Origin of the sequence: Pseudomonas sp. 25 R 14 (genome assembly GCF_900004755.1) — a bacterium.
GTDB classification, from domain to species: Bacteria; Pseudomonadota; Gammaproteobacteria; order Pseudomonadales; family Pseudomonadaceae; genus Aquipseudomonas; species Aquipseudomonas brenneri.
Genome location: NZ_CVTS01000051.1, coordinates 49,167 through 62,603, shown reverse-complemented (window position 1 = coordinate 62,603; position 13,437 = coordinate 49,167). Strand labels below are relative to the sequence as shown.

The 13,437-nt window shown below is 62.9% G+C and carries 11 protein-coding genes and 1 pseudogene; 7 read left to right on the top strand and 5 right to left on the bottom strand.

The window, feature by feature from the left end; translation table 11 throughout:
- Positions 1-73: 73 nt before the first annotated feature.
- Both BFQ03_RS17765 and BFQ03_RS17760 read right to left on the bottom strand, forming a co-directional pair.
- On the bottom strand, positions 74-1,351 hold the full coding sequence (locus BFQ03_RS17765) for a membrane protein (protein WP_032860261.1): 1,278 nt from the start codon (positions 1,349-1,351) through the stop codon (positions 74-76).
- Positions 1,348-2,938 (bottom strand): annotated as a pseudogene (locus tag BFQ03_RS17760) (AMP-binding protein). Before BFQ03_RS17760 ends, BFQ03_RS17765 begins: the two are co-directional and overlap by 4 nt.
- 204 nt (positions 2,939-3,142) lie before the next feature.
- Between BFQ03_RS17760 and BFQ03_RS17755 the strand changes: the two are divergent.
- The 4 genes from BFQ03_RS17755 to BFQ03_RS17740 are packed head-to-tail and all read left to right on the top strand — an operon-like array spanning position 3,143 to position 6,856.
- Positions 3,143-3,649 (top strand): RNA polymerase sigma factor, encoded by a 507-nt coding sequence (locus BFQ03_RS17755; RefSeq protein WP_032860311.1) that lies wholly within the window; start codon positions 3,143-3,145, stop codon positions 3,647-3,649.
- A complete protein-coding gene (locus tag BFQ03_RS17750) occupies positions 3,646-4,392 on the top strand; it encodes an anti-sigma factor family protein (RefSeq protein ID WP_065943662.1) in 747 nt (248 codons plus the stop codon). Before BFQ03_RS17755 ends, BFQ03_RS17750 begins: the two co-directional genes overlap by 4 nt.
- Positions 4,393-4,404: 12 nt before the next feature.
- A complete protein-coding gene (zapE, locus tag BFQ03_RS17745; RefSeq protein WP_065943661.1) occupies positions 4,405-5,517 on the top strand; it encodes a cell division protein ZapE in 1,113 nt (370 codons plus the stop codon).
- A 34-nt stretch (positions 5,518-5,551) separates the two neighbouring features.
- On the top strand, positions 5,552-6,856 hold the full coding sequence (locus BFQ03_RS17740; protein WP_065943727.1) for a protein kinase: 1,305 nt from the start codon (positions 5,552-5,554) through the stop codon (positions 6,854-6,856).
- 132 nt (positions 6,857-6,988) lie between these two features.
- Here BFQ03_RS17740 and BFQ03_RS17735 read toward each other — a convergent pair whose 3' ends face one another.
- Both BFQ03_RS17735 and BFQ03_RS17730 read right to left on the bottom strand, forming a co-directional pair.
- Entirely contained in the window at positions 6,989-7,696 is a 708-nt protein-coding gene (locus BFQ03_RS17735; protein ID WP_032860264.1) for a YebC/PmpR family DNA-binding transcriptional regulator, read from the bottom strand.
- Positions 7,697-7,814: 118 nt separating this feature from the next.
- Positions 7,815-9,140, bottom strand: coding sequence for an MFS transporter (locus BFQ03_RS17730; RefSeq protein WP_032860265.1), 1,326 nt, complete (start codon positions 9,138-9,140; stop codon positions 7,815-7,817).
- 266 nt (positions 9,141-9,406) lie between these two features.
- Here BFQ03_RS17730 and BFQ03_RS17725 point away from each other — a divergent pair, with 266 nt between their 5' ends.
- On the top strand, positions 9,407-10,282 hold the full coding sequence (locus BFQ03_RS17725; RefSeq protein WP_032860266.1) for a LysR substrate-binding domain-containing protein: 876 nt from the start codon (positions 9,407-9,409) through the stop codon (positions 10,280-10,282).
- 115 nt (positions 10,283-10,397) lie between these two features.
- Here the strand turns inward: BFQ03_RS17725 and BFQ03_RS17720 are convergent, their stop codons facing one another.
- The gene (locus tag BFQ03_RS17720) at positions 10,398-11,258 is read right to left on the bottom strand and encodes a LysR substrate-binding domain-containing protein (RefSeq protein ID WP_065943660.1); all 861 of its coding nucleotides are present in this window, start codon (positions 11,256-11,258) and stop codon (positions 10,398-10,400) included.
- Between the two features lie 112 nt (positions 11,259-11,370).
- Between BFQ03_RS17720 and BFQ03_RS17715 the strand changes: the two genes are divergently transcribed.
- Together BFQ03_RS17715 and phnX are read left to right on the top strand one after the other, a co-directional pair.
- On the top strand, positions 11,371-12,495 hold the full coding sequence (locus BFQ03_RS17715; RefSeq protein ID WP_065943659.1) for a 2-aminoethylphosphonate--pyruvate transaminase: 1,125 nt from the start codon (positions 11,371-11,373) through the stop codon (positions 12,493-12,495).
- A 99-nt stretch (positions 12,496-12,594) separates the two neighbouring features.
- Positions 12,595-13,422, top strand: coding sequence for a phosphonoacetaldehyde hydrolase (phnX, locus tag BFQ03_RS17710; protein WP_032860269.1), 828 nt, complete (start codon positions 12,595-12,597; stop codon positions 13,420-13,422).
- Positions 13,423-13,437: the final 15 nt, after the last annotated feature.

Sequence of the window (13,437 nt, the reverse complement as noted above, 5' to 3'; positions counted from 1 at the left end):
GATAGGTGCAATAGGACGCCGCTCGCACGGGCTTATTCCCCCAGGGCCGTAGGCATTTTCATCAGAGCCTTGTTCAGGAGTCCCAGATCGCCCCATAGGCGGGTATCCCCCGAGCCTCCATTTCCTCGACCACCCGCTGCGTCACCGCCTGGTTGGCGATACAGATCACCGCTTCGGCAGCGAAGTCCTGCACCGCCGCGTAGGCCAGTTGCACCAGGTCAGGTTTGCCCCGTACATCGGTGTCCCAGATCACTGCACCGGGTTGTGCGCGAAGGATTTCTGCAACCAGTTCCTCGCCATAGGTCTTGGCCGGGCTGCGGGTCGACCACACCAACTGGATCGGCACCTGCTTGGCCAGCAAATGCGGCATCACCGGGCCAATGCCGCTGCCAGTGGCGATGTACACCACCGACTTGAACAAGGTCTCGACGTTGGCCACCCCCGCCGTGGTAATACCCTTGACCCACACATGGGACGGCATCTGCTCGATAAAGCGCCCCGTCCAATCCCCGGCCCGGGAAATAATCAGGCGAAAACCCGGCTGGCCCGGTGTCGGGATATTGGCAAACGAGTGCCACTCCAGCAGCGGTTGCAGGCTGATCGCGGTGGACGACCCCGCAAAGGGCGTGGTGTGGCGCAATGTGCTGATCACGGCATGGCCACTAGGCCGCTGATGACTGACTACCACTTTGCGCAAGCGTAACCAAGGCAGCGCAATACTCAGGGTCAGCACCAGCAATACCCAAACCGCCCCCGCGGGAGCCTCGGCCAGCAGTGTCTGCACCCAGAACAACAGCAAGGCCGCCCACCCCGCAAACCGGTGCACGCGCTCAAAGCCATTGTGAAAGCGGCGGCGAATCCCCGGCTGCGCCATCACCACCATCAACAGCAACACACCCAGCAGCGCCGCACTGACCAGCAACCACGGCACCGACACACTCGAAGGCTGTTGCAGATAGCGCCAGCCCTGGCTGCCGACCAGCACCGCGAACCACACCGTGGCAGCCAGCGCACCGCCGCTGTGCAGCCCGCCCAAGTGATAGACCTTGGCGGCGCGGCGGCGTATATACAGCGGCCAGCTCACGGGAATACGCGTCGCCAACCAGAACAGCCCGTTGATTACATACTGCTGGCGCACCAGGATCGCCAGGGACAGGTTAATCATCACCAGCAGCGACACCTGTTGCACGTCGATCAAGGGCAGGGTCAAGCCCGCCAGCGCAAACCAGCCGTTGCCCATCAGCACCCCTGCCACCAGACAGTTGTAATGGGAAAATATCGGCCTGCCACGCCAGCGCCGCCACCCGCCAGGCCGGGCGGGCAGCACCGTGGCCATCCACCGTTCAATCATGCTCGGCCACCTGTGCTCAGGAGCAACTGGCGCCCCTCCTCGCTGTCACGGGCCCATTGCAGCAGCAAAGCCTTGTCGACCTTGCCACGCGCTGTGAGCGGCAGGAGGTCCACGGCGAAAATCACCGCGGGCACACAGTAGTAGGCCAGCCGTTGCGCGCAGTACTGCCTGGCTGCCGGGATATCCACCGTGGCGGGGGTCACGAATGCCACCAGGTGCTGGCTGTCGAACTTCAACGCCACCGCCCGGCTACAGGCACCGCAGGCCTCAAGCGTGGTGGCAAGCGCATCCAACTCCACGCGAAAACCGCGGACCTTGACCTGATCGTCAACCCGCCCCAGATGCTCCAACGCCCCTTCGTCCGTCCAGCGGCCCAGGTCGCGGGTATGGAACATCATCCGGCCCGCCCCCAGGAATGGATCAGGTCGGTAGCGTTGCGCAGTCAACAACGGGTTGTGCAGATAACCGGCCGTCACCCCATCGCCCCCGGCCCACATCTCCCCCACTGCCCCTGGCGCGCAGGCCTGGCCATGTTCATCGAGCACATACACGGTGTTATTGGGTGTCGGCTTGCCGATGGTCAATCGCGCCCCTGGCACATGCCGATGCAGGGTATTGACGATGGTCGTTTCAGTCGGCCCGCAACCGTTGTAGAACGTGCAATGGGCCGCCCAGCGGTCCGCCAGGGCCTGGGGGCATGGCTCGCCCGCCACCGCGACCACCTCAAGCGTGGGGCATTGCCGGGGATCCAGGGTCGCGAGAATCGACGGCGTGGCGATCAGCACCTGGCAATGGCGTGCCGTTTCCCCGATGTCTTGCTGGCGGATAAGCAACGTCGCCCCATGGGCCAGACAACCGAGGATCTCCCAGGCCGCCATGTCAAAGGCGATGTTGAGTATCTGCCCAACGCTCATGCCTGGCTTGATGCCGAGGTTTCCCGGGGCCGTCAGCAAGATATTGCAGACATTACGGTGGGTCACCCGCACCCCGTTTGGCCGGCCTGTGGTCCCGGAGGTAAACAGCACAAAACACAGGCTGGCAGGGTCTGGCGCGGCGACGTCCAGCAGGCATTCCTCGGCCACCCAGGGCTGTTGCGCCAGGAACTCATCCAGGCACACGCACGGCTGGCCCGCCGCCAGCGGCAATCGGTCCTTGAGCCCGGATAGGGTCAAATGTCTCAAGGATCATCGTCAACTGGGCCGGCGGAGTGATCCTGGCATCCTGCGGCACGTACGCCGCGCCGATTTTCAACACGGCCAGCAGGCCCACCAGCATGGGGATCGACCGCTCGACAAACAGCGCTACCGTGTCTCCCGCCACCACGCCCTGCTCGATCAGGTGCCGGGCCAGCCGATTGGCCTGGCGGTTCAACTGCTCATAGCTGATGCTCTGCTCCAGACAGAGCGCGGCTATCTGCTGGGGAGCTGCTGCGGCTTGCGCCTCGAAGGCCAGGTGTATACACGCGTACGGCAGTGGCCCTGCCGGCCCGCATCCCCAACTTTCAAGGGTATTACGTTGGATGATGGGCAAATGGCCCAGTGCCTTGGTGCAAGCAAATCCGCTATCTGCTGCTGTCGCCGATATCATGTGTCAACTCCTCATCTGGCGCCTGCCTCACAGTGATCGGGCAGGCTGGGAGCTGGACTGAGGACGATTCACGACATTACAGGGCTACGGGAGCCTACAAACGATAAAGACCAAGGCCATCTGTAGCGTTTATTTTTCCTACAAATGGAACAACCTTTGCCGGTAGGCGTCTCCCTCAACACCGCCCACGACACGCAGGCCCCCATGCACGAACTCGACGAACAGTTGCGTGAACTCCTTCCCAGGCTGCGGCGCTTTGCCCTGTCCCTGACGCGCAACCCCAGCAGCGCCGATGATCTGGTGCAGGCCAGCCTGGAGCGCGCCATCGTCAGTTGGCGTGACAGGCGCGTCGACGGTGATTTACGCGCCTGGTTGTTCTCGATCCTCTACCGGCAGTTTCTCGACGCGCACCGGCGTTCGCGACGCTATGCACGGATGCTGGAGTTCTTTACCGGGCGCGATGACACGCAACCCTCGGTCGAACGCGAGGTGATCGCCCAATCGACCCTGCAAGCTTTCGACCAGTTGACCGGCGAGCAGCGCGCCCTGCTGCTGTGGGTCTCGGTGGAAGGCTTGAGCTACAAGGAAGTCGCCCATATCCTCGACGTGCCCATCGGCACCGTGATGTCACGCCTGTCCCGCGCCCGCCAGGCCTTGCGCCAGCTCAGCGACGGCGACATCAACCGCCCCTCCCTGCGGATACTCAAATGATCAGCCTGCCCCCCAACGAACGCGACCTGCACGCTTACGTCGACCACCAACTCTCGGAGGTGGAGCGACGCCAATTGGAGATCTGGCTCGCCGCCCACCCCGAGGTCGCGGCCCAGGTCCACGCCTGGCAACAGGATGCCCAGCACCTGCGCGCGGCCCTCGGCGCTGCGCCAGCGGCTAATCCGCAGTTGGATCCGGCACTGATTCGCCAGCGTCTCAAGCACCAGTCGCGCCGCCAACTGGCCACTGCCGCCATGCTGGTGCTCGCCGCCAGCCTGGGCGGCCTGGGTGGCTGGCAAGCACGGCAGGCAACCCTTGTGGCCACGGCACTGCCGATGACCGACGCCATGCAGGCCTATCGCCTGTTCGCCCAGGAGCGGATCATGCCCGCCGATTACCAGGTGCAAGGCAGCGGCGATATGCAAGCCTGGCTCGACCGTTACTTCACCCAGGCCCATCGCCTGCCAGACCTGAGCCAGGCCGGTTTCAACCCGGTCAGCGGGCGCCTGCTCACCACTGATCAAGGCGCAGCGGCGATGGTGCTCTACGAGAACCCGCAGGGCCGGCGCATCAGTTTCTACATTCGCCCGCCGGGCCCGCAGAACACCTTGCTGCCACCGGGCAGTCGCAATGCCGACGGGCTCCAGGCCCAGTACTGGTCCAGCCCCGGCTACAACTATGCGATGGTCAGCCAAGAGGACGAGCCGACCACCCCATTGCTCAAGCAGACCACAAGGTTCTAGGACACCAACGCCATGCCTTTTCGAGATAGCCGCCCCCGTCGCCTGCCCTTGTTCAAACGGCTGCTGGGCAAAACAACCACCACCGATAATGCCCCAGCCATTCAGCGGTTCTTTGAAGACAAGGCCCGGCAACAGGGCTACACCCTCAGCCCCAGCCAATGGCAGGTGATCGCGGCCATGACCCGGCAAACCGCGCACTTGCAGGCCCGGCGTCCGACCCGCAGCTTGTACCTGCACGGGGCCGTCGGCCGGGGCAAAAGCTGGTTGCTCGACGGGTTTTTCCAGGCCTTGCCGTGCCCGGACAAACAGCGGGTGCATTTCCACGACTTTTTCGCCCGCCTGCACCGAGGCATGTTTGCTCACCGCCAGCAGGCCGACGCCCTGGCCGCCACCCTGGATCAATTGCTCGACGGTTGCCGGGTGCTGTGTTTCGACGAATTCCATGTGCATGACATCGGCGATGCGATGTTGATCACCCGCCTGTTCAAGGCGTTGTTCCAACGGGGCATCCTGGTGCTGCTCACCTCCAATTACCCGCCACAGGGCTTGCTGCCCAACCCGCTGTATCACCAGCGCTTCAAGCCGGTGATCGACTTGATCGGCGCACGCATGGACGTCATGCAAGTCAGCGCGCCCCACGACTATCGAGGCTTGGCACAGAACCATCGGCAACAGCGCTTCACCCATGGCCTGTACGTTTGGCCCGGCACCCCGGCCCAACGCAGTGAGCGGGGGCTGCCCGACACCGATGGCCCACCCCTGGCCCTGGCAGTGGGAGCACGGCAACTGCAGGTCCGCTGGCATCAGGCGCGCACCCTGGGCGCCACCTTCAACGACCTGTGTGAACAACCCACTGCCGTGATGGATTACCTGCTGCTGTGCGAGGACTTCGACCACTGGATCATCGACGGCCTGCCCCGGCTGGACGACTGCCCGATTGCCGTGCAACAACGGTTTATCAACCTGATCGACGTGCTGTACGACCAGGACAAGCACCTGACACTGCTGGGCCAACAGCCACTGGACGATGCCCTGGAGGGCCAGGCGATCGACTTGGCGCGCACCCGCAGCCGCCTGGGCCAGTTGCAACAAACCAGCTCGATCGCGCCCAAGCCGTTATCATGAGCGCCTTTGCCTTTGTCGAGTGACGCTGCTGTTCATGGATACCCTTGCCCAACTCAAGGCTGGCCAACTGGCTGGCATCAAGCGCCTGGACCTGTCCTGTGGCCTGACGCAGTTCCCCCGGGAAATCTTCGACCTGGCCGACTCCCTGGAAATCCTCAACCTCAGTGGCAATGCCCTGAGCAGCCTGCCCGACGATCTGCACCGCCTGCCCCACCTGCGCGTGCTGTTTTGCTCGGACAACGCCTTTACCGAACTGCCGGCGTGCCTGGGCCAATGCCCGCAATTGAGCATGGTTGGCTTCAAAGCCAACCAGATCGAGCATGTGCCCGCTGCCGCGCTGCCGCCGCAGCTGCGCTGGCTGATCCTTACCGACAACCACATCAGCCAGTTGCCGGACGAGCTCGGCGAGCGGCCGCGCTTGCAAAAACTCATGCTGGCCGGCAACCGCCTGGAGCAACTGCCGGCGAGCCTGGCCCAGTGCCATAACCTCGAACTGCTGCGCATCGCCTCCAACCGCCTGGCGCAATTGCCGCACTGGCTGCTGACGCTACCGCGCCTGACCTGGCTGGCCTATGCCGGCAACCCGGTGGAAATGGCGGTGGATGTGGCCAATGACGACGACACGCCGAATATTCCCTGGGCCGAACTGGCGCTGGCCGAAGTGCTGGGCGAAGGCGCCTCAGGTGTGATCCGCAAGGCGCTCTGCAAACCTTCGAACGCGCCTGTCGCCGTCAAACTCTATAAGGGCACCATCACCAGCGACGGTTCGCCGCTGCACGAAATGCAGGCCTGTATTGCCGCCGGGCTGCACCCCAACCTGATCAGGGTGCAAGGCCGCGTGGTTGGCCACCCCGATGACCAGGCCGCACTGGTGATGAACCTGATCGAACCGAGCTACCGCAACCTCGCCGGCCTGCCAAGCCTGGCGTCCTGCACCCGGGACATCTACGACCCCGCCAAACGTTTCAGCGCCGAGGTGGCATTGCGCATAGCGCGGGGCATCGCCTCGGTGGCCGCCCACCTGCACCGGCACGGCATTACCCATGGCGACCTGTATGGCCACAATATCCTGTGCAATGCCGAGGGTGATTGCCTGCTCGGGGACTTTGGCGCGGCATCGTTCCACACCACGGTAGACACCTTGCAAACCAGGGCGCTGCAACGCATTGAAGTGCGCGCGTTCGGGGTGTTGCTGGGGGAGTTGCTGGAGCGGATTGACAGCGGCTTGAGTGATCAACAGCGCCTGGCGCTGGAAGCACTGTGTGACCATTGCTGCCAGCCGCAGGTGCTGGCACGACCGGCGTTCGCAGAGATCGAGGCGCAACTGTCCTCATTCTGAAATGCCATGCAAATGTGGGAGCGGGCTTGCTCGCGATAGCGGTGTGTCAGTCGCAGAAATATTGACTGAACCACCGCTATCGCGAGCAAGCCCGCTCCCACACAAGCCCGCCATCACCGTTCTAGACTGGGTTTAGCCCGCCAGGCCGACGAACATATCCTGCACGTCGTCATGGTTGTCCAGGCCTTCCAGGAAGGCTTCGACTTCAGCCATCTGCTCGTCGCTCAAACCAGTGACCGGGTTTTTCGAGATGTAGCCCAACTTGGCCGACAACACGGTGAAACCCTGCTCCGGCAAGGCTTTCTGTACCGCGTCCAGGTCAGTGGTCTCGGTGATGAACAGGGTCGAACCCTCTTCTTCGCCTTCTTCAAAGTCCTGGGCGCCGGCTTCGATGGCGGCCATTTCCGGATCGGCATCCGGAGTATCCGGCGAGGCCTCGATCAGCCCCACATGGTTGAAGTCCCAGGCCACGGAGCCCGAAGCCCCCAATTGCCCCTTGCGGAACGCCACGCGGATTTCCGCCACGGTGCGGTTGATGTTGTCGGTCACGCATTCAACGATCAACGGCACCTGGTGCGGGGCGAACCCTTCATAGGTCACGCGATGGTACTGCACGGTTTCGCCCAGCAGGCCCGCGCCTTTCTTGATCGCACGTTCCAGGGTTTCCTTGGGCATCGAGGCTTTCTTGGCCTGCTCGACCACCAGACGCAGGTGGGCGTTGGTCGCGGTGTCTGCACCGTTGCGGGCGGCAATGGTGATCTCTTTCACCAGCTTGCCGAAGATCTTGCCCTTGGCATTGGATGCCGCTTCTTTATGTTTAACCTTCCACTGTGCGCCCATGACTCACTCTCTTGATATCCGTGGCGCCGAGACGTCTACTGGCCGGCGCTTTGGCGGCAGAGTTTATAGGGCAAAAACACTCTCTTCCACCAAAAAACCGGCCAGCGACACAGGTGGCTCAGGTGCGCAGGGGTTTGATCGCCATGGCGCGATCCGGCACAAAGTCCCCGACTTGCGCCAATACCGCAGGCCGAGCGTTCCAGTAAGGCATCAGCACCAGCGAAGAGAACAACGCGCAACCGGCAAATACGATAAACACCGTCACCGTGTCGAAGTAACCCGGCAGCAGGCCACCGAGGATCGCCCCCACCGAACCGCAGCCGTTGACGAACCCGGCCGCCGTGGCGCCGGCCTTGGCGGTGCCGAAATCGATCGCGGCGGTGCTGCTGATCATCGAGTCCGGCCCATACAGGGTCAGGCCCATGACAAACAGCAAGGCCATCACCAGCAACACACTGCCGGTGTGCAACGCGCCCATGAACAACGCCAGTGACACCGTCAGCGCCAGCAGGCTGAGGACACAGGCCGGCATGCGCCGCGCACCGAACAGCTTGTCGGACGCCAGGCCAATCATGATCGGCCCCAGCAGCCCCGCCAGCTCGAACGCGGTGGGCACAATGGCTGCGCCGACCTTGCCCACCGACGGCATCTGCTCGTAGACGATTACCGGGCCCCACAACAGGATCGCGTAACGCGCCGGTTTCAACAGGAAATACGCCAGGCCCAGGGTCAGTACCGTGCGGTTGCGCAAGATCTCGCGCAACGGTTCAAGAATGCTGATCTTCCTGGCTGCTGCCGCCTCTTCTGCACTCAAGGCGGGCTCCGGCTCCACGGCGGGCAAACCGACATCCTGCGGGGTGTTGCGCTGGAAGATGAAGAACAGCACCGCAACCACTGCCACCACCGCCGCGCTGGAAATAAACGCTGCGTGCCAGCTACCGATCAGGGTATAGGCCCACCACCCGGCAAACGGTGACGCCACCAGGCCGCCAAAGGCATAGCAGGAACTCCACAGCCCCAGCACCCGCCCACGCTGCTGCGCCGGGAAGAAACTGCCAAGGTTCTTGCACAGGCCCGACCAGCCGGTGGACTGCGCCAGCCCCTGGATCAGCATGCAACTGATAAAGATCGGCAACGTGGCAAAGGTGCCCATCACCAACGCGGCCAGCGCGGAAATCACCAGGCCACCGAGCACTACCACCCGTGGCCCGAAACGGTCGGCCAGCATGCCCCAGGTGAACTGGCCGACGGCGTACGCCGCCAGGTACAGGCCATCGAGGTTGGCCATCATCATCTTGTCCAGCGGGAAGTTCGGGTCGTCGACAATGCCGAGCTTGGCCACGGAAAACGCTTTGCGGGTGAAATAGAAGGCGGCATAGGCCAGCCAGGTGATGGCGAAAATCTGCACGCGCCAACGCTTGATGCTACCCATAGGGATATTCATGGTGGTTCTGACCTCAGGTGTGAGTGTGCCGGCAGAATCGAGAAGCAATTGCCTGTGTTTTTATTGTTTTGCACTGCAGTACCGGGTCGCAGGGCGCCAGGTACTGGTCAGATGAGTCCTGCAAGGTTGCACGCAACGACCCATGATCGCCGAAGTTGTAGGACTCAACCTACGGCGACTGAGGGCTATCAAAGCAATGGCTGACTAATAGGTAAAATCGATTTATCGTATTTCAAATATAAGCTCAGCTTGTAAGAGGTCGTGCCATGTCGGTTTCCCACGCGCAACTCAAAGCCTTCCATGCCGTTGCCGTCCACGGCAGCTTTACCCTGGCAGCCGAGCGGCTGTTCCTCACCCAGCCGGCCATTTCCGACCAGGTGCGCAAGCTCGAAGAGCGCTTCGGTGTGCTGTTGTTCCATCGTAACAAACGCTCCGTGCGCCTGACCGACCTGGGCGAGCGCCTGCTGAGTATCACCCAGCGCCTGTTTGTGATCGCCGCCGAGGCCGAGGAACTGCTGCAAGACTCCAAGGCCTTGCAGACCGGCAGCCTGACCCTGGCCGTGGATGCGCCGGTGCATGTACTGCCGCAGATCGCGCAGTTTTGCGAACGTTATCCGGGAATCACGGTAAAGATCGAGACCGGCAACACCGATGATGCGCTGTATCGCCTGTACAACTATCAGGCTGACCTGGCGCTGGTGGGGCGCGACGTTGACGATGAGCGCCTGCTCTCGATCCCGCTGCGCGATGACCCGATGCTGGCCTTTGTTGCACGCAACCACCCGTGGGCCGGGCGTGAATTCATCGACCTGGCGGACCTCGACGACACACCTCTGGTCCTGCGGGAAACCGGCTCGGTAACCCGTCAGACCCTGGAGCGGGAGATGCACCAGGCCGGGCTGCGGATTCGCCCGGCGATCCAGGTAGAAGGCCGCGAGGCCGCCCGTGAAGCGGTGGTGGTGGGGATTGGCGTGGGCGTGGTCTCGGCGTCGGAATTCGGTGCGGACTCACGGGTGTATGCCATGCCGATTCGCGATTGCACCCAGCGCATGAAGGAAACGCTGGTGTGCCTCAAAGAACAGAGCTCGCGACGGGTGGTGGCGACCTTTCTGGAGATTGTCCGCGAGAGCCTCGATACCTGAGCGAACGCAATACTCAAAGCAGCAAAGATCAAATGTGGGCGAGCAAGCCCGCTCCCACAGGGGATCTGCGCTTAATTGATGGCCCCCCCTCGCCACAGAGTCTGATCAACACCCATCAACTGGAGGCCAGTTCGAAAAACGCCTGAATCAAGCGCAACTCCCGGCGCCGCTCCATGCAGCCGAGCATATGCTGGTTCAGCAAGCCCTCGCCCTGGATTGGAATCGCGTGCACCCGCGGGTCGCGGCTGACTTCTACCGACGACACCACGCCCACCCCCAACTCGGCGGCCACCGCTTCCGTCACCGCCTCACGGCTGTCCAGTTCCAGCAGCACCCGGGGATTGACGCCAGCCTCGCCACAGGCGTCGTCGAAAGTCCGGCGCGTAATGGAACTGGGCTCACGCAGCACCATGATCACCTGGTTCAGTTGCTCCAGGCGGATACCGGCCGGGTCTGCCAGCCATAGGTGGCCGGCGGGCACCAGCGCGCAGATCCGTGACTCGCTCAACGGCTGCAAATGCAAACCCTTGCGCGGTTCAACCTCAGTCAACACCGCCACATCCGCATGCTCGGACAGCAGCGCGGCCAGGGTTTCCTGGGCATTGCCCAAACGCAGGTTGACGGTAATCCCCGGGTAGCGCGCACGCAGGCGCGCCAGCATCGGCATGACCATGTGTGGCCCATCCGCCGCCACTTCCAGGCGCCCAGTCAGCAGTTGCCGGTTGGCTTCAAGCAGCGTCTGCGCTTCATCCACCTGGCCGAAGATACTGCGGGTGATGGCCGCGAGCTTGATCCCCTCTTCCGTCAACTCGACCCGCCGCGCGGTACGCCGCAGCAGAGTGATCTGGTAGTGCTCTTCCAGCGCCTTGATATGCCCGGTCACGGCGGGCTGGCTGATAAACAGGCGCGCGGCGGCCCGGGTAAAACTGCCGTCCCGGGCCACGGCGTCAAACGCACGGAGTTGGAAAAGATTCATAGCTATCGGCCTCACTGATGGCTGGCATAACAACAAACAATTTGATTGATGACAAGCCAAACTGCAATTTATGTCCCGTAGCTTCATCCCACTGCTTTGCGAGGACATGAGAATGAGTACTGCCGCGCCGATCCTGCTCACACCTGGGCCCCTGACCACGTCCGCCCGCACCCGCCAGGCGATGATGGTTGACTGGGGTTCGTGGGATGACCGCTTCAACCAACTGACCGCCAGCCTCTGCGAGCAACTGCTGGCGATCATCAACGGTGGCGACAGCCATCACTGCGTGCCCTTGCAGGGCAGCGGCACCTTTGCCGTCGAAGCCGCGATCGGCACCCTGGTGCCACGGGATGGCAAGGTGCTGGTGCTGATCAACGGTGCCTACGGCAAGCGCCTGGCGAAGATCTGCGAAGTGCTCGGCCGCCCGTTCAGCACCTTCGAAACCGCTGAAGACCAGCCCACCACCGCCGCTGATGTGGATCGGCTGTTGCAGGCTGACAGCAGCATCACCCATGTCGCGCTGATCCACTGCGAAACCAGCACCGGTATTCTCAACCCGCTGCCGGAGATCGCCCAAGTCATCCAGCGCCACGGCAAACGCCTGATCATCGACGCCATGAGTTCCTTTGGCGCGCTGCCCATCGACGCGGCCCAAGTGCCGTTTGACGCCCTGATCGCGGCATCAGGCAAGTGCCTGGAAGGCGTGCCGGGCATGGGCTTTGTCTTTGCCAAAAAACAAGCGTTGGCCGCCGCCCAGGGCAACTGCCATTCCCTGGCCATGGATCTGTTCGACCAACACGCCTACATGGCCAAGACCGGCCAATGGCGCTTTACCCCGCCGACCCACGTGGTGGCGGCGCTGCATGAAGCACTCCTGCAATACAACGAAGAAGGCGGTTTGCCGGCCCGCCACCAGCGCTATGCAGACAACTGCCAGACGCTGTTGGACGGCATGGCCGAACTGGGCCTGCGCAGCTTCCTGCCCGCCGCGATCCAGGCGCCGATCATCGTTACGTTCCACGCGCCGAACGATCCGCGCTACCAGTTCAAGGACTTCTACGAGCGGGTCAAGGCCAAGGGGTTCATTTTGTATCCGGGCAAATTGACCCAGGTCGAAACCTTCCGCGTCGGCTGCATCGGTCACGTCAACCAGGCCGAGATGCAAGCAGCGGTGGCGGCGATTGCCCAGGCGCTGCAAGAGATGTGTGGGAGCGAGCTTGCTCGCGAAGTGGGTTAACGATAACGCGGGCAGCCTGGTTCACAGCGGCGCCCTCAGGTTTTTCGCGAGCAAGCTCGCTCCTACAAAAAACGCCACATTAGCCATAGGATTTGCACCATGAACTATCAGAACCCCAACACCCTGCAAGCCGCCATCCTTGACTGGGCCGGCACCGTGGTCGACTTCGGCTCGTTCGCCCCCACGCAGATTTTTGTCGAGGCCTTCGCCGAATTCGACGTGCAGGTGTCCATCGAAGAAGCCCGTGGCCCGATGGGCATGGGCAAGTGGGACCACATCCGCACCCTGTGTGATCAGCCGCAAGTGGCCGAGCGCTATCGCAAGGCCTTCGGCCGCACGCCGACCGACGCTGACGTGACCGCCATCTACGAGCGCTTCATGCCGCTGCAGATCGAGAAGATCGCCGAACACTCGGCGCTGATTCCCGGTGCCCTGGAGACCATCGCCGCACTGCGTGCGCAAGGGATCAAGATTGGCTCCTGCTCCGGCTACCCCAAGCAAGTGATGGACAAGGTGGTCGAACTGGCCGCCACCAACGGCTATATCGCCGACCACGTGGTGGCCACCGACGAAGTGCCCAATGGCCGCCCTTGGCCGGCCCAGGCCCTGGCCAATGTGATTGCCCTGGGTATCGATGACGTGGCCGCCTGCGTGAAGATCGACGACACCGTGCCGGGCATCCTCGAAGGCCGCCGCGCCGGGATGTGGACCGTGGCGCTGACCTGCTCGGGCAACGCCCTGGGCCTGACCTACGAGCAGTTCCGCGCCCTCGACCCTGCAACGCTGGCCAGCGAACGCAAGCGTATCGAAACGCTGTTTGCCGGCTCGCGCCCGCACTACCTGATCGACACCATCACCGACCTGCCCGGCGTGATCGCCGACATCAATCAGCGCCTGGCCCGCGGTGAAATGCCGCAAGGCATCTGATAGAGGTCAATACAT